At 54.6% G+C, this 15270-nt stretch carries 16 protein-coding genes; 8 read left to right on the top strand and 8 right to left on the bottom strand.

All coding sequences use genetic code 11. The features are described from left to right. Positions 1-9: 9 nt before the first annotated feature. The gene (locus HWQ15_RS21745; protein WP_063148574.1) at positions 10-648 is read right to left on the bottom strand and encodes a nitrilase-related carbon-nitrogen hydrolase; all 639 of its coding nucleotides are present in this window, start codon (positions 646-648) and stop codon (positions 10-12) included. Between the two features lie 111 nt (positions 649-759). Continuing rightward, complete coding sequence (locus HWQ15_RS21740; protein WP_003859784.1) at positions 760-990, bottom strand: DNA polymerase III subunit theta; 231 nt, start codon at positions 988-990, stop codon at positions 760-762. A 137-nt stretch (positions 991-1127) separates the two neighbouring features. Between HWQ15_RS21740 and yobA the strand changes: the two genes are divergently transcribed. The 3 genes from yobA to HWQ15_RS21725 are packed head-to-tail and all read left to right on the top strand — an operon-like array spanning position 1128 to position 2725. Continuing rightward, the gene (yobA, locus tag HWQ15_RS21735) at positions 1128-1499 is read left to right on the top strand and encodes a CopC domain-containing protein YobA (protein WP_023300433.1); all 372 of its coding nucleotides are present in this window, start codon (positions 1128-1130) and stop codon (positions 1497-1499) included. A gap of 1 nt (position 1500) precedes the next feature. Next, positions 1501-2370 (top strand): copper homeostasis membrane protein CopD, encoded by an 870-nt coding sequence (gene copD / locus HWQ15_RS21730; protein ID WP_063148575.1) that lies wholly within the window; start codon positions 1501-1503, stop codon positions 2368-2370. A 16-nt stretch (positions 2371-2386) separates the two neighbouring features. Further along, the gene (locus HWQ15_RS21725; RefSeq protein ID WP_022648464.1) at positions 2387-2725 is read left to right on the top strand and encodes a YebY family protein; all 339 of its coding nucleotides are present in this window, start codon (positions 2387-2389) and stop codon (positions 2723-2725) included. Positions 2726-2850: 125 nt separating this feature from the next. Here HWQ15_RS21725 and HWQ15_RS21720 read toward each other — a convergent pair whose 3' ends face one another. Then, positions 2851-3048 carry a hypothetical protein gene (locus HWQ15_RS21720; protein ID WP_032609507.1) on the bottom strand — a complete coding sequence of 66 codons (198 nt, stop codon included), beginning with the start codon at positions 3046-3048 and terminating at the stop codon, positions 2851-2853. Between the two features lie 45 nt (positions 3049-3093). After that, positions 3094-4074, bottom strand: coding sequence for a VirK/YbjX family protein (locus HWQ15_RS21715; RefSeq protein ID WP_023300363.1), 981 nt, complete (start codon positions 4072-4074; stop codon positions 3094-3096). Between the two features lie 167 nt (positions 4075-4241). Here HWQ15_RS21715 and pphA point away from each other — a divergent pair, with 167 nt between their 5' ends. Then, positions 4242-4886, top strand: a complete 645-nt coding sequence (gene pphA / locus HWQ15_RS21710; protein WP_063148576.1) for a protein-serine/threonine phosphatase — start codon at positions 4242-4244, stop codon at positions 4884-4886. Between the two features lie 34 nt (positions 4887-4920). On the opposite strand, the gene HWQ15_RS21705 is transcribed toward pphA, so the two are convergent. The 4 genes from HWQ15_RS21705 to yebS all read right to left on the bottom strand — a co-directional run bounded on the left by HWQ15_RS21705 (position 4921) and on the right by yebS (position 10670). Beyond that, the gene (locus HWQ15_RS21705; protein WP_006811010.1) at positions 4921-5160 is read right to left on the bottom strand and encodes a YebV family protein; all 240 of its coding nucleotides are present in this window, start codon (positions 5158-5160) and stop codon (positions 4921-4923) included. Positions 5161-5264: 104 nt separating this feature from the next. Further along, on the bottom strand, positions 5265-6713 hold the full coding sequence (gene rsmF / locus HWQ15_RS21700; protein WP_196344779.1) for a 16S rRNA (cytosine(1407)-C(5))-methyltransferase RsmF: 1449 nt from the start codon (positions 6711-6713) through the stop codon (positions 5265-5267). Between the two features lie 71 nt (positions 6714-6784). Beyond that, positions 6785-9418, bottom strand: a complete 2634-nt coding sequence (locus HWQ15_RS21695) for a PqiB family protein (RefSeq protein ID WP_063148578.1) — start codon at positions 9416-9418, stop codon at positions 6785-6787. Then, on the bottom strand, positions 9387-10670 hold the full coding sequence (gene yebS / locus HWQ15_RS21690) for a membrane integrity lipid transport subunit YebS (protein ID WP_022648459.1): 1284 nt from the start codon (positions 10668-10670) through the stop codon (positions 9387-9389). The genes HWQ15_RS21695 and yebS overlap by 32 nt, the downstream gene beginning before the upstream one ends. A gap of 132 nt (positions 10671-10802) precedes the next feature. Here yebS and HWQ15_RS21685 point away from each other — a divergent pair, with 132 nt between their 5' ends. The 4 genes from HWQ15_RS21685 (at position 10803) to htpX (ending at position 15226) form a co-directional block, all read left to right on the top strand. Beyond that, positions 10803-11300, top strand: coding sequence for a GAF domain-containing protein (locus HWQ15_RS21685; RefSeq protein ID WP_006811006.1), 498 nt, complete (start codon positions 10803-10805; stop codon positions 11298-11300). A gap of 96 nt (positions 11301-11396) precedes the next feature. Then, a complete protein-coding gene (gene proQ, locus HWQ15_RS21680; protein WP_003859895.1) occupies positions 11397-12083 on the top strand; it encodes an RNA chaperone ProQ in 687 nt (228 codons plus the stop codon). Between the two features lie 19 nt (positions 12084-12102). Further along, positions 12103-14151, top strand: a complete 2049-nt coding sequence (gene prc, locus HWQ15_RS21675; RefSeq protein WP_003859896.1) for a carboxy terminal-processing peptidase — start codon at positions 12103-12105, stop codon at positions 14149-14151. A 193-nt stretch (positions 14152-14344) separates the two neighbouring features. Next, on the top strand, positions 14345-15226 hold the full coding sequence (htpX, locus tag HWQ15_RS21670) for a protease HtpX (RefSeq protein ID WP_003859899.1): 882 nt from the start codon (positions 14345-14347) through the stop codon (positions 15224-15226). Positions 15227-15270 lie beyond the last annotated feature (44 nt).

Here is a 15270-nt window from a genome sequence, read left to right as displayed (position 1 = left end):
CTAAAATGCCTAGCCTAATGGAATGATATCCCCTTGCCAACCCTGTCGGCCCAAAGAACCGGTTAACAGCAACTCTCCCTTATCGGCACGCACGATCAGCTGACCTTTTTCATCCCATAACGCGCTACCGCTGCGCGCGTTCGCCATTAATACCGCGATGGCGTACTTATGCGCGAAGCGTTGTAACGAACTGATGGATTGCCGCCAGCGTTGCTCACCCACCGCCAGGCTGCTGGTGAACAGCGTTGCCTCTGGGTCCAGTTCCGGGGCGTCAGCCTGATTATCAATGATGGTTAACCGTTTATTGCCAGGAATAACACCCGCACCGTTACCCTGCGGATAGCGCCGGATGGTCGACAGGTTAGGGGTGAAAAGCGCGAGTCCTTTCTGTTGCTGGAGCGTAATACCGGCAATCACCGTGATGAAACGTGACTGCGCCGCGTGAAGGAGGGGGGCAAGCTGCAAATCGTCAGGGGGTGGGGGTAAGGTTGTTCCGCCAGGGCCGGTAAGCGAAAGCTCCGGAAAGACGACTAAATCGCACCCATGCGAGGCAGCCTCGGCAATAAAGTGCAGGTGATGTTTTACGTGCTCATCAACACAGTTGTGCCGCGGAGCATACTGAGCTGCGGCAATAGTCCATCGTGACATCGTGACTTCCTTATACACTAAGTCGCTGGGATTTTAAGATTACACCTAAATTTATCAGGGTTTTCTTATCCTGCCACATAACGCGTAAGGAAGTGTAACGGGACGTTAAGCTTATTTAACTTTAGGTTCGTACGGCAGGCGCGAGAGATTAACGGAGGCGAGGCGATGCGCAATAAGACGTTCGCGGAACCAGTCGCGCAGATGCGCGGGTTGTTCACGCTCTACCACTTCAGCCACGACGGGCATGTTGTAACGCTCTTTGAATGCGACCCCCGCGGCGGCGAGATCGACATTCACTTTGTCCATCTCGTCCTGAGGAAGGGCGGCCAGGTTAACGTTCATTTCCTTCTCCTTTTTCTGCGGCGGCAACGTTACCGCGATTGTTCAACGATGACAAGGGAGCAAAGGATGTTCCTCGACTCGTTAATTATACAGAGTTATTCTTTAGCATTCAGGCATAACGAAAAGGAATGATTGTGATGCACTTTACCCCTTCCCGCGTCGCGTGTGCGCTGGTTTTTCTGCTCTCTTCGGCAATCGCGCCATCAGCTCTGGCCCATGCGCACCTTAAGCAACAATCCCCGCAGGAAAATACCGTCGCGACGGCACCCGACGTCATTACCCTGAATTTCTCGGAAGGCATTGAACCTGCCTTCAGCGGCGTCGTGGTGACGGACGCGCAGCAGCACAAAATCCAGACCGGCGCGGTGAAGCGTGACGAGAAGGATAACGCAAAGCTGATTGTTCCTCTTGAGAAACCGTTGACGACCGGCACCTATACGGTGGACTGGCATGTGGTCTCCGTGGACGGCCACAAAACCAAGGGCAGCTATCACTTTAGCGTGAAATAGTATGCTGGCCCTGAGCTACGTAGCGTTTCGCTTTATCCATTTTGTTGCGCTGATACTACTTTTCGGCAACGCGCTATACAGTGTCTGGTTTGCACCGTCTTCGTTGCAGCGCCTCATGGCGCAGCGTTTCCAGCGCCAGCAGAATATCGCGGCCTTAATCAGCCTGATGGCTGCTCTGCTGATGTTCGGCCTGCAAAGTGGGTTAATGGGTAACGGCTGGGGGGATGTCATTCGCCCGGCGGTCTGGCGCAGCGTGCTGGGCACGCAGTTTGGTGGCGTCTGGCTGTGGCAAATGGTGCTGGCCGCTGTGACCGCGGGCGCTGCATGGCTTACCCCGCAAAAGGGCTCACGTCTATTACTGCTCGCGATGGGGCAACTGGTGCTGCTGGCGGGTGTGGGACATGCCGCGATGAACGGTGGCGCGCCGGGTGCGTTGCATCGTCTGAACCATGCGCTTCACCTGCTCTGCGCCGCCACCTGGGTGGGCGGTTTACTGCCGCTGCTGTTCTGTATGCGGCTGGCGAAAGGCCGCTGGCAGCCAGCCGCTATCTTTACCATGATGCGCTTCTCCCGCGTGGGGCATTATGCCGTGGCGGGCGTGCTGCTGACCGGGATAATCAATACGCTCTTTATTGTGGGCATAGACGTGCCGTGGGAAGCGCCTTATGTACGGCTGTTGTTGTTCAAATGTGCGCTGGTCATCATGATGGTGGCAATTGCGCTGGCGAATCGGTATTTTCTTGTGCCACGCTTTCGCCCTGATGCCGGGCGGGAACAACAGATTTTTATCAGGATGACACAGGCAGAAGTGGTGCTGGGCGCGCTGGTACTGGCGGCCGTCAGCCTGTTCGCGACCTGGGAACCCTTCTGACAAGGTTTAATAACTTATGAAAAAGACACTGCTTTCTCTTTTACTTCTCACCTGTGCCAGCAGTGCGCTGGCCGCGCCGCAGGTCATCACCGTCAGCCGGTTTGAAGTGGGTAAGGACAACTGGGCATTTAATCGTGAAGAGGTCATGCTCACCTGCCGTCCCGGTAACGCGCTGTATGTCATCAATCCCAGTACGCTCGTGCAGTATCCGTTAAATGACGTAGCGGAGCAGCAGGTTGCCAGCGGGAAAAGTAACGGACAGCCTGTCAGCGTGATCCAGGTGGATGACCCGGCAAACCCCGGGCAGAAGAAGAGTCTGGCACCGTTTATTGAGCGCGCTAAAAAGCTCTGCTAGCCGTCAGGTTTCCAGTAAAAAAAAACCGCAGGTGCTTGTAAAAGCTCTGCGGTTTTTCACATTTAGTGATGTTCTGACGCTTTTTTTCAGACCACTTTTACTGTGGACTGGAAAACCTGACGTCGTCATCTATTCTTAAAGGGCAAGGCGATTGAGCCTGCATTAATGCCAACTTTTAGCGCACGGCTCTCTCCCAAGAGCCATTTCCCTGGACCGAATACAGGAATCGTATTCGGTCTCTTTTTATCTGCATGAAAATAAACGATAAAATCCGGTTTTCGTCTCAGCAGAAGGTTCACTTCCTGTGCGCCTGCTTCAAACATACCACAACCCGGCAGGCGTAAGTCCAGTCCTTTTTGGCTGTTTTGTTAAATTTTTGTTTGTATTTTGCCTGAGACGACTGCGGGATTAATGCGCGCATGTACGGAAGCCGCAATATCATCAAGTAACGCAAAGCGGCGACGGTATTCGGCGCGTTTTTTGCTGGCAATCTCCTCCAGTGCTTTACGCTCCATCTGGAGCGGCAACTGCCAGCAGAAGGGGGAGAGTTTCTTTCCGTTCAGGCCTTCCCAGAACTCGTCGTAGCTGGCGTGAAAATGACGCCCTTTGCTCAGACGGTAGCGCAACGCGCGGAAAACATGGCCTTCATCGCTGACGGCAAAAATCGCGCTGATGTTCGAGCGTGAGGCAAGCTGGAAGATCACCTCCATCAGCACGCGTTTCGGGAAAAGCCCATGGCAGGCACGGGTTGCCTGCTTAATCACCTCCCGTGAAACATGACGACGTGGACCCTGGAGGCCGCCGATCACCAGCACCATACGGCCGTTACTGCGTGCGACACAGAACGTCAGGCTGGCAAGCAGCGTGTTGTCATTGTCATGCAGCCAAAGCGTGCTTTCGCCTTCACGTTCAGCCTTACCTGCGGACGAGGCGTGGACGGTATAGATTTCGCCGTTTTTTGCCTCGAACCGGACAACCGGCACCTCTTGCGGATTGGTCAGCGCGTGGGCGAGGGCGGTATTTGTCAGACTATCAATCCACTGATAGTGGCTGACGATAGCATCGGCCCGGTCGTTTGAGTTCAGGCCACGCATCAGATACTGGCGGTGAGTTTTGCTCGGCAAGGTAATTTGAGAGGTGAGCAGCCTGTCGAAATCATCGCGCCCGGATAGCGCCTCCAGCATGCGATGGGTGGAGGACCAGAATAAAAGCGAGCGCAGAAGGAACTTTAACCGGTAATCACGTTTGTGCCAGATTGGGCCGGGAACGCGTTTCCCTCTCACCAGTTCAGAAATAATATTTGTGCGATGCGGATAAAAAACATCGTTTTGCAGGTGTATGTTTGACACGTGAAAATCCCTCTTTTTATTCCGCATTATTTTAAAGGCCAGGGAATAAGGGATTAATAGCGCAGCGATCTTTATTTCCGGCTGGTTTATGGTTTGTTTGGATTCGCGATATCCAACGCCAGCGCATGACATTTTCTGTGGCAGCTATACTTCTTACAGGAGGCGTTATGTATCAGAAAATAGAGGGAGAACACTGGCGTCATGTCTGGGTTGTCAGCGATATTCATGGTTGCTATCAGTGGCTTATGGATGAGCTTAAACGACGGCATTTTAATCCTGCTGCGGATCTGCTTATCTCGGTGGGGGATATTATCGACCGCGGTCCCGACAGCGTGAAATGTTTACAGTTGATGCAGGAAAAGTGGTTTTATGCGGTACGCGGTAATCACGAGCAAATGGCGTTAGATGCGCTTGAAAATAATGATTTTAGTCTCTGGTCGATAAATGGCGGTAACTGGTTTACCGGGCTTACGGTCGCTCAACAAAAGCAGGCGAAGGATTTACTCGACGCGTGTCGGGACTTACCGCACATTATTGAAATAACCTGCAAAAACGGTCTGAACGTGATTGCTCATGCGGATTATCCCGCCGCCGAATATGCCTGGCATAAGCCGGTAGATGCCCAGCGGGTGCTGTGGGATCGCGACCGGTTAATGGGCTTTATGGTGGGTAGAGGGCAGGGCATTAGCGGCGCGGATCACTTCTGGTTCGGACATACGCCTGTGGACAAGCGCTACGATTTCAACAATCTGCACTACATTGATACGGGAGCGGTGTTCGGGGGCTTTCTGACGCTGGCGCAGCTTCAGTAATAAATAACCCGCCTTCGGGCGGGTTCTCTTTGGGTTATGCAAGACGCAAGACCCAGGCATCGGTTTTACTGTCGTAATGTTCACGGTACAGAACGGAATGTTCCCCATCAAGGATCGCCGGGACGCTGGTATCTGCATCCCAGGCGTCCAGTTGCATGCACAAATCCGGATCGGATTTGCAGGGAATACTTAACGTTCGTTCGCCTTGTGCTTCGCCGCGCAATTCAGCGTCGTCGATTTCAAAAGCGCCAATGCGTACGCTGGTTTTCGTCATAATGCTCTCCGGTTTGTTGCCCAAAATCTGGTATGACCAGTGCAGTCATCCATTTTTGATCCTAGACAAGGAGAGAGAAATCGCCAGTAAAAAAATGCGTTTTTTCAGTCAGTGCGGCTGTTACCGGTAAACAGGCGACCATCGCGTACCAGTTCACGCGGATAGCTATTTTTCAGCCGCGAGCCGACTTTTTTCGCCAGCCCGAGCGGATAGCCCTGATACGTCACGATGACTTCATCCTGTGACGGGCCGTCTTCCGGGTAAACGTCACGACCGCGATACCACTCTTCCGCTTCATGATGCGTCAGGGCGAAGGTGTTCTCATTGCCTGCCAGCGCAATGACCGCTTCGTGCTGCCAGCGATAGCCTTTGTTGTGGATCTCCGCCAGGCGAATACCGAGGCGGGAGAAACGCACCTTACCAATCAGCGGTTCGATGTTGACCGGGAACAGCCACAGCTCTTTGTCCCGCATCCAGAGGCGCAGGCTCTCATCCCAGTGCAGTCCCACTTTGCTGGCAGCCGCTTGCGCCTGTGTCGCCTCACGGCCTTTGACCGGCGCGAACGGGAAGTTGCCGACCTTAAACTTAGGGACAGGCAGCGGATCGACGGCGCGGGTTTTACGCAGTCGTGCGACAAAGAACCCCTCGCAATCGTAAATCTGCGGGAAGACGTGCAGGAAGCCTTCAGGGGTGGCCGCGTGACTGGCCGAATCGAAGAGGGTGTCCAGCGGCAGAAACTCGACGGCATCCGCATAGCGTTGCCTGAGCCACAGGCAGACGTCCTCGTTTTCATCGCGATTCAGCGTGCAGGTGGAGTAAACCAGCGTTCCACCGGGGCGCAGGGCATGAAACGCACTGTCGATCAGTTCACGCTGCGTGGCGGCGATCTCCAGGTTGCTTTCAACGGACCAGTTTTTTAACGCATCAGGATCTTTACGCACTACGCCTTCGCCGGAGCAGGGCGCGTCGAGCAGGATGGCATCAAAAGCTTCCGGCAAGGCAGCGCCAAACACGCGACCGTCGAAGTGTGTTAACGCGACGTTGTGGATCCCGCAGCGGCTGATATTGGCGTGCAGGACTTTGACGCGGCTGGCGGAAAATTCGTTGGCGAGGATCGCGCCGCGGTTGTTCATCCGGGCGGCAATTTGCGTGGTTTTAGAGCCCGGCGCCGCCGCGACATCCATCACCCGCTCAGGCTGGTTTCCGTCGGCAAACAGCGCGGCAACCGGCAGCATGGAGCTGGCTTCCTGAATATAAAACAGCCCGCTCAGGTGCTCGGCGGTGCTGCCGAGCGGCAGGTTCTCCTCGTCATCCCGCTCGATCCAGAACCCTTCCTCACACCACGGCACCGGCGTCAGCTGCCAGCCGTAGGAGGAGACGAGATCCAGAAACGCTCCGACGCTGATTTTCAGCGTATTGACGCGAATACTTCGACGCAAAGGGCGCTGGCAGGCGGCGACGAAATCGTCGAAAGAGAGATGAGCAGGAAGCGCCTCGCGCATCTGTGCGAGGAATTGTTCAGGAAGAAATACGGAGTTTTGAGCCACGGGCACACCACAGGGAAACATTCAGGCGCGCAGTGTAACATAAAGGCTCCGGCGCGTTGACACCGGAGCCTGCGAGATTAACGCGGCAGTGCCGTTCCCCATTCGCGCCACTCTTTCGGTTCACTTTCCAGCAGCAGGAAGTGTTTTCCTGCCTGCGCCTTAGGCGCCAGAGGCGTGCCAGGCGGCGTCGCGAAGGCAATGCCGCCGCGAATGAACTGGTTAAAGGTCCCCGTTTTGACCACGCCACCGGTCAGGCCGAAGTCCAGCGAGTAGCCTGAAGCGAGCCAGAACACCGAGTTGTTGCGAACCAGATGCTGATAACGCTGGCTGATGCGCAGGCCAACCATCACGCGATCGGACAGATTACCCAGCGTCAGGCTTGTTACTGTCCCCACTTCAATACCGCGGAACAGGACCGGCGTACCGATGCCCAGCGAACCGGCTTCCGGTACCTCAACCACAATGCTCAGACCGTCCAGATAACGGGAATCGGTGATGGTCGCCTCCTGCAACTCAAACTCACGACGCGCGTTGCCCCGACCCGGTTCAACGTTAATGTACGGCTGAAGTATGGTGTCGAGATGCTCAACCCCTGCGGCAGAAATTTGCGGCGTAACCACCGAGAAGCGCGAGCCTGCCCGGGCGAACGTCTGTACATATTCCGGATAAAGCACGGCGGTAGCCTGAACTTCATTGCGCGCGGTGATCAGCGTCAGCTTCTGAACCTGCCCGATATCAATTCCGAGATAGCGGATAGGCATGCCTTCTGCCAGTTTACCGGCATCAAAGGTGTGCAGGGTAATCTGTCCCCCGACGGCGCGCGCCGCGGTTTCAGACGGGAAGAGGATCCGCTTGTCACCTTTACGCATGTTGCCGCCCGCGCCGCTCAGGTTATCGAAGCTGATCGCACCGCGCAGGGCACGGGAGAGGGGAGACGCCTGTACGGTCAGCCCGTTGCCGTTGAGCTGCACTTTCGCGCCGCCTTCAGCCCAGAACACGCTGTTTGGCGTGAGCAGCTTGCGATACTCCGGCTTGATATGCAGTTCGATATCAAACGCGTCCGCACGAGGACGAACGGTGATCACTTCTCCGACCTCAAACTTACGATAAAGCACGACGGAGCCTGCCTGGACATCCGGCAGCGTTTCAGCGCTTAAGGTCAGCGTGGTGGTCGGCAGGTCGCCGAGGCTGTTTTCAATGGCTTTGTTCAGATTGGCGAACAGTGGATAGCTCTCACGCAGCGCGCCTTTGCTGCCCGGCAGAATGCGGATCCCGCCGTTAACCCACTCGCTGGCGCTGGCGCCGAGGAACTCAACGCCGTCCAGACCCACCTTCACGTCGACCCGGCTGTTCACCACAAATTTACTGTCGCCGTGCACAAGGTTGCCGTACTGCGGATCGATGGCGGCGGAGAAGGAGACCCCTTTTTCCGTCAGCTTTCGTTCCAGAACCTGACCCACCTGCACACCGTGCAGGATTAGCGGTTGACCGGCTTCGATACCATAGCTTTCCGGCGCATTCAGCTTAACCGTCAACACGCCCGGTTTTTGCAGCAGAGCTTTATCCGCCGGCGCGATGACAAAGTTTTTATTCGGCGCACCTTCACCGGGGATCAGCTCAAAGGTGCTTCCCGTCAGCAGGGAACTGATGCTAGCGTCGCTGAGGGAGAGCTTCGGATTACGCAGCTCGATGCGTGTTTTTTCCCGCAGGAGGTCCACAACGCTCGGATCCACCGTCATTTCGCCGGTAACGGAGCCGCCCGCGTTGAGGGTTAATTTTGTCAGTTGCCCGACCTCTAAACCCTGGTACATCAGCGGGGTCGAACCGGCTTTCAGGCCTTTGGCATCCGGCAGGGTCAACTTGACGATGACACCGCGCTGGCTGTGTGCCAGGTCGGCGTACAGACCAAAGGTATCCTCTGCGGCGGCAGGGCTGGAGTCAACAGGTGAGTCGAAGGCGATAGCGCCATTCACCAGCGCCGCCAGGCTCTCAAGCTTCACTTTCGCACCGCTTAAGCTCAGGTCAGCATCGACGCCGGAGACGTTCCAGAAGCGGCTGCCTTTTTTTACCAGGTTGGTAAAACGGCGATCGATCAGTACATCAATGGTCACGCCATCTTTGTTCGGGTTAATGGCGTAGTCGTAAACGCGGCCAACCGGAATTTTGCGGAAATAGACCAGAGAACCACTGTTCAGCGAGCCCAAATCCGGCGCGCGGAGGTGGATCATCAGATCGCCGTTATTAAGCCGATATTTCGGCTGGGTATCCAGCGCAACAAAGTGATCCTGTGGCTCACCTTTGCCAGGCATCATGCCGATATAGTTACCGCCCACAAGCGCATCCAGCCCGGAAACGCCAGCCAGGGAGGCTTTAGGCGTGACCAGCCAGAACTGCGTTTCGGCGCGCAGGGCATCCTGCATGTCAGACTTAATGCTCGCCCGGACCTGGATTTTGTTCAGCCCTTTGCCGAGGGAAATATCCTGCACGGTACCCACTTCCACCCCCTGGAAGCGAACGGGGGTACGTCCGGCGACAATGCCGTCCGCAGACTGGAAATCAATCGTGATGGTACTTCCGCGATCTTCATAGCTCGTCCAGATAAGCCAGCCTGCGATCATCAGCGCGATGACAGGCAGCAACCAGAATGGCGAAATGCGGCGTTTTGTTTTAATTCTCGCTTCAGTCGGCGAAGCGGGCGTTTCCTGACTCATGTGCGTCCCAAAGTAAGCGGCTGTCCAGCCATTCCACTGCAAGAATAGTCAATATCACCGCAGAGCCGAAATAAAAAGCTGCGGGTCCCATGGTAAAAGCAAGTAACTGATCGCGATTGATGAGCGACATCATCAGCGAAATCACGAACAAATCCAACATCGACCAGCGACCAATCCAGGTCACGAATCGCAGAAGCAGGATGCGGGTGCGTAGTCCTTGTTCGCATTTAAAGTGAATGCTGATAAGTAGCGTAAACATCACCACCACTTTGGTAAAGGGCACCAGAATACTGGCGATGAACACAATGGCGGCAACCCCCACGTTACTGTGCGCCAGAGAGATAATCCCCGAAAGGATAGTATCTTCCTGTCGGGCGCCGTTCACATAAATTACGGAGATCGGCAGCATATTGGCCGGGAATAAAAATATCAGTGAGGCGATAAGCGCCGCCCAGCATTTTTGCAGGCTGTTGTTGCGCCGCAATCTTAACGGAATGTGGCAGCGAGGACACCTCCCGCGTTTATCCGGAAAACCGGTGTAATGGCACCCCAGGCAGACGCGCAGGTTTTCATCAGGCCGGGTCGCGGGACGCTGAGGGTAAAATCGCTCCCAAAGCTGTTCAACATTCAGATGAATCAGGGTCAAAATACTCAGCAGGACCAGTGAAATAAACGCAAAAAGGCCAATGCCGGGTTGTAAAAACGCATAATCCTGCACCTTAATGGAGGCCACGCCGACGCCCACCAGATAGATGTCCAGCATCACCCACTCCTTGAGCTTTTCCAGCATGAGCAGGACAGGGCGCAGGTTCATCCCCAGAATGTTGCCAAACCACAGGTAGGCAATTGCCGCGACCAGCACCAGCGGCGCGCCGACGACGCAGAACAGCACCATAGCGCCGGTGAGCGGATCGCCCTCGCGCGTCATCTGCCAGATCCCCTGCAATACGTTAGCGTCAATACGCACGCCAAGCAGGTAGAGCTTTAACAGCGGCTCGGTCCAGGCGAACGGCATCAGCAGAAGCATGGTAACCGCCATTGCCGCCAGACGCGTCAATGACCAGTCCCGGCCATCGCGAATTTTGGCATCGCAGCAAGGGCAAAAAGCACTTTGGTGCGATTTCATCTTCGGCAACATAAAAAGCGTATCGCACTGGGGACAACGCTGATAATGTGCACGAGGCAGAGCCTGGCTTACCGTACGGACAACGATCTTTCTTGTCGGCGTAATTTGGGGTGTTTTTAGGGCCATCAGTCGCACACAGATAAGTATTGTTGAAAGTTATAATAACTCATGAACGGATTCATCTTGAGCATGAGCGCATTTAATGCTTATTTTAATAGGCTATGCGGTAATTATGTAAGATAACTAAGTGATTGAATAATGAACAAAACAGAATTCTACGCGGATCTGAATCGCGATTTTAAGGCATTAATGGCAGGGGAAACCAGTTTCTTAGCCACTCTGGCAAATACCAGTGCGTTACTGTTCGAACGCCTTTCTGACGTGAACTGGGCGGGCTTTTATCTGCTGGAAGGCGACACGCTGGTGCTGGGGCCTTTCCAGGGGAAACTCGCCTGCGTACGCATCCCGGTAGGTCGCGGCGTGTGCGGTACCGCAGTGGCGACCCGTCAGGTTCAGCGTGTCGAAGATGTACATGCGTTTGACGGCCACATTGCCTGCGATGCCAGCAGCAATTCTGAAATCGTACTGCCGCTGGTGGTTAAAAATCAGATTATTGGCGTTCTGGATATCGACAGCACGGTCTTCAGCCGCTTTACTGCCGAGGATGAGCAGGGGCTGCGCGCGTTGGCCGCAAACCTGGAAAATGTTCTGGCAGAGACCGATTATCATAAATTCTTTGCGAGCGTCGCAGGATAATCAACGGATAACGTAGCATTTACTGATAGCGTCATTATAATGTCGCCTGTTCATGCCTGCGCTTGTTGGCAACGTCCGTTGTAATCAGGAAATTTCATGGAAAATCAACCTAAGTTGAATAGCAGTAAAGAAGTTATCGCATTTCTGGCCGAGCGTTTCCCGCAGTGCTTCAGCGCTGAAGGTGAAGCGCGTCCTCTGAAAGTCGGTATCTTTCAGGATCTGGTCGCGCGCGTTGAGGGGGAGATGAACCTCAGCAAAACGCAGCTTCGTTCTGCCTTGCGCCTTTATACCTCGAGCTGGCGTTACCTGTACGGTATCAAGCCGGGTGCGACCCGTGTCGACCTTGACGGCAACCCGTGTGGTGAGCTGGACGAGCAGCACGTAGAACATGCGCGTAAGCAGCTTGAAGAAGCCAAAGCTCGCGTTCAGGCACAGCGTGCTGAACAGCAGGCCAAAAAACGCGAAGCCGCAGCGGCAAACGGTCAGGAAGACGCCCCTCGTCGCGAGCGTAAACCGCGTCCGGCACCGCGTCGTACTGAAAATAACGATCGCAAACCGCGTGCTGACAAACCAGCAGCTAAAGCCCCACGTGCGCCGCGCGAAGAGCCGCGCCACACCCCAGTTTCGGACATCAACGCCCTGAGCGTAGGTCAGTCTCTGAAGGTTAAAGCGGGTAACAATGCGATGGATGCCACCGTACTGGAAATCACCAAAGATGGCGTTCGTGTACAGCTGACTTCTGGTATGTCAATGATTGTACGCGCAGAACACTTGTTGTTCTGAAACGGAGGCCGAGCCTGGCATGAACACTTTTTTTAAGCTCACCGCGCTGGCTGGCCTGTTTGCTATAACAGGCCACGCTTTCGCTGTGGACGATATTACGCGTGTTGATCAAATTCCGGTTCTCAAGGAAGAGACTCAGCACGCGACGGTGAGTGAGCGCGTGACGTCGCGCTTTACTCGTTCGCACTATCGTCAGTTCGATCTCGATCAGGCCTTTTCGGCCAAAATCTTTGACCGTTATCTGAACTTGCTGGATTACAGCCATAACGTACTGCTGGCCAGCGATGTCGAACAGTTCGCTAAACGCAAATCCGAAGTGGGTGATGAGCTGCGCTCCGGAAAGCTGGATCTTTTCTACGATCTGTACAACTTATCGCAAAAGCGCCGTTTTGAGCGTTATCAATACGCGCTGAAAGTGCTGGAACGTCCGATGGACTTTACCGGCAACGACACCTTTAATCTGGACCGCAGCAAAGCGCCATGGCCGAAAGATGAGGCTGAACTGAACGCGCTGTGGGACGGAAAAGTCAAATATGACGAACTGAGCCTCAAGCTCACAGGCAAAGACGAGAAAGAGATCCGTGAGACGTTAAACCGTCGCTACAAATTCGCAATTCGTCGTCTGGCGCAGACCAACAGTGAAGATGTTTTCTCGCTGGCGATGACCGCGTTTGCGCACGAAATTGATCCGCACACTAATTATCTCTCTCCACGTAACACCGAACAGTTCAATACCGAAATGAGCCTGTCTCTGGAAGGTATCGGTGCTGTGCTTCAGATGGACGATGACTACACCGTTATCAACTCCATGGTGGCCGGTGGCCCTGCATCGAAAAGCAAAGCGATCAGCGTAGGCGACCGTATTGTCGGTGTAGGTCAAACCGGAAAGAGCATGGTGGACGTGATTGGCTGGCGACTTGATGACGTAGTTGCGTTGATCAAAGGGCCGAAGGGCAGCAAAGTTCGCCTGGAGATCCTGCCTGCCGGAAAGGGGACCAAAACCCGTATCGTTACTCTGACCCGTGAGCGTATCCGTCTGGAAGATCGCGCGGTGAAAATGTCGGTGAAAACCGTGGGTAAAGAGAAGGTTGGCGTTCTGGATATCCCTGGCTTCTACGTTGGCCTGACCGATGATGTAAAAGTGCAGCTCCAGAAGCTTGAAAAGCAGAATGTCAGCAGTGTGATCATCGACCTGCGCAGCAACGGCGGCGGGGCATTGACCGAGGCCGTCTCGCTCTCAGGGCTGTTTATCCCGTCTGGCCCGGTGGTTCAGGTGCGCGATAACAACGGTAAAGTGCGTGAAGATGCCGATACCGATGGCGTGGTCTACTATAAGGGTCCGCTGGTGGTGCTGGTCGATCGCTTCAGCGCCTCTGCATCGGAAATCTTCGCTGCTGCCATGCAGGATTACGGCCGGGCGTTAATCGTCGGCGAACCGACGTTTGGCAAGGGCACCGTTCAGCAGTACCGCTCTCTGAACCGGATTTACGACCAGATGCTGCGTCCTGAATGGCCGGCGCTGGGCTCAGTACAGTACACCATTCAGAAGTTTTACCGTGTTAACGGCGGCAGTACGCAGCGCAAAGGCGTGACGCCGGACATCATGATGCCGACAGGTACCGAAGAGACGGAAACGGGCGAGAAGTTTGAAGATAACGCGCTGCCGTGGGATAGCATTGATGCCGCGACATTCGTGAAATCGGGTGATATGAAACAGTTCGGACCGGAACTGCTGAAAAATCACAACGACCGCATCGGGAAGGATCCGGAATTCCAGTACATCATGAAGGACATCGCGCGTTTCAACGCTCTGAAAGCGAAACGGAACATTGTCTCTCTGAACTACGCCCAGCGTGAGAAAGAGAACAATGAAGATGACGCGACACGTCTGGCGCGTATCAACGATCGCTTCAAACGTGAAGGCAAGCCTCTGCTCAAAAAACTGGACGATCTGCCTAAGGATTACCAGGAGCCCGATCCGTATCTGGACGAGACGGTGCATATCGCGCTTGATCTCGCGAAGCTGGAAAAAGAGAAACCTGCCGTTCAACCTGCTCCGACAAAATAATCCCCCAACAGGCACAAGAAATTGTGCCTGTTTCTTTTTGTTCCTCATCCTTCCGTCAGGCAGATTTCCAATTGTGTAAAGTTGTGTCTTTCTGGTGACTTACGCCGTCTGGATGCTTGAAAATAGCCGCAATACCCATACGATGTGGGTAATCGCATAGTGCGTTTTGTTAAACTGAGGTTAAAAGAATATTATGATGCGAATCGCGCTCTTCCTGCTCACCAACCTGGCGGTGATGGTGGTATTCGGGCTGGTGCTAAGCCTGACGGGAATTCAGTCGAGCAGCGTTCAGGGTCTGTTGATTATGGCGCTGCTGTTTGGTTTCGGCGGCTCTTTCATTTCACTGCTGATGTCGAAGTGGATGGCACTGAAATCCGTGGGCGGTGAAGTTATTGAGCAGCCGCGTAACGATATGGAACAGTGGTTGATGAGCACGGTTGCTCAGCAGTCAAAGCAGGCGGGCATAGCCATGCCGCAGGTGGCGATCTACCACGCGCCGGATATCAACGCGTTTGCTACCGGTGCGCGTCGTGACGCGTCCCTGGTGGCCGTCAGTACCGGTCTGCTGCAAAACATGAGCCGTGACGAAGCGGAAGCGGTTATTGCTCACGAGATCAGCCATATCGCTAACGGCGATATGGTCACCATGACCTTGATCCAGGGCGTGGTGAACACCTTCGTTATCTTTATTTCCCGTATTCTGGCGCAGATTGCTGCCGGATTTATGGGTGGCAACCGTGATGAGGGTGAAGAGAGCAACGGTAACCCGCTGATCTATTTTGCTGTTTCAATGGTGCTGGAGCTGGTGTTCGGTATCCTGGCAAGCATCATTACCATGTGGTTCTCCCGTCATCGTGAGTTCCACGCGGATGCCGGTTCTGCGAAACTGGTGGGTCGTGAGAAGATGATTGCTGCGCTGCAACGTCTGAAAACCAGCTACGAGCCGCAGGAAGCAAACAGCATGATGGCCTTCTGCATCAATGGTAAATCAAAGTCGCTGAGCGAGCTGTTTATGTCACACCCGCCGCTGGATAAACGTATTGAAGCGCTGCGAAGCGGCGAATACCTGAAGTAATACCCGCCGGATGAAAAAAACCGGGCAGGAGACAATCTCCGCCC

This window comes from Enterobacter sp. DSM 30060 (assembly GCF_013375955.1).
GTDB classification, from domain to species: Bacteria; Pseudomonadota; Gammaproteobacteria; order Enterobacterales; family Enterobacteriaceae; genus Enterobacter; species Enterobacter intestinihominis.
This window is presented reverse-complemented; position numbering and strand designations above follow the sequence as displayed.

What these genes read in the sequence shown, in the direction of transcription:
- HWQ15_RS21745 (WP_063148574.1), bottom strand. Translation starts at nt 648, where the DNA reads ATGTCACGATGGACTATTGCCGCAGCTCAGTATGCTCCGCGGCACAAC.
- HWQ15_RS21740 (WP_003859784.1), bottom strand. Translation starts at nt 990, where the DNA reads ATGAACGTTAACCTGGCCGCCCTTCCTCAGGACGAGATGGACAAAGTG.
- yobA (WP_023300433.1), top strand. Translation starts at nt 1,128, where the DNA reads ATGCACTTTACCCCTTCCCGCGTCGCGTGTGCGCTGGTTTTTCTGCTC.
- copD (WP_063148575.1), top strand. Translation starts at nt 1,501, where the DNA reads ATGCTGGCCCTGAGCTACGTAGCGTTTCGCTTTATCCATTTTGTTGCG.
- HWQ15_RS21725 (WP_022648464.1), top strand. Translation starts at nt 2,387, where the DNA reads ATGAAAAAGACACTGCTTTCTCTTTTACTTCTCACCTGTGCCAGCAGT.
- HWQ15_RS21720 (WP_032609507.1), bottom strand. Translation starts at nt 3,048, where the DNA reads ATGTTTGAAGCAGGCGCACAGGAAGTGAACCTTCTGCTGAGACGAAAA.
- pphA (WP_063148576.1), top strand. Translation starts at nt 4,242, where the DNA reads ATGTATCAGAAAATAGAGGGAGAACACTGGCGTCATGTCTGGGTTGTC.
- HWQ15_RS21705 (WP_006811010.1), bottom strand. Translation starts at nt 5,160, where the DNA reads ATGACGAAAACCAGCGTACGCATTGGCGCTTTTGAAATCGACGACGCT.
- HWQ15_RS21695 (WP_063148578.1), bottom strand. Translation starts at nt 9,418, where the DNA reads ATGAGTCAGGAAACGCCCGCTTCGCCGACTGAAGCGAGAATTAAAACA.
- yebS (WP_022648459.1), bottom strand. Translation starts at nt 10,670, where the DNA reads ATGGCCCTAAAAACACCCCAAATTACGCCGACAAGAAAGATCGTTGTC.
- HWQ15_RS21685 (WP_006811006.1), top strand. Translation starts at nt 10,803, where the DNA reads ATGAACAAAACAGAATTCTACGCGGATCTGAATCGCGATTTTAAGGCA.
- proQ (WP_003859895.1), top strand. Translation starts at nt 11,397, where the DNA reads ATGGAAAATCAACCTAAGTTGAATAGCAGTAAAGAAGTTATCGCATTT.
- prc (WP_003859896.1), top strand. Translation starts at nt 12,103, where the DNA reads ATGAACACTTTTTTTAAGCTCACCGCGCTGGCTGGCCTGTTTGCTATA.
- htpX (WP_003859899.1), top strand. Translation starts at nt 14,345, where the DNA reads ATGATGCGAATCGCGCTCTTCCTGCTCACCAACCTGGCGGTGATGGTG.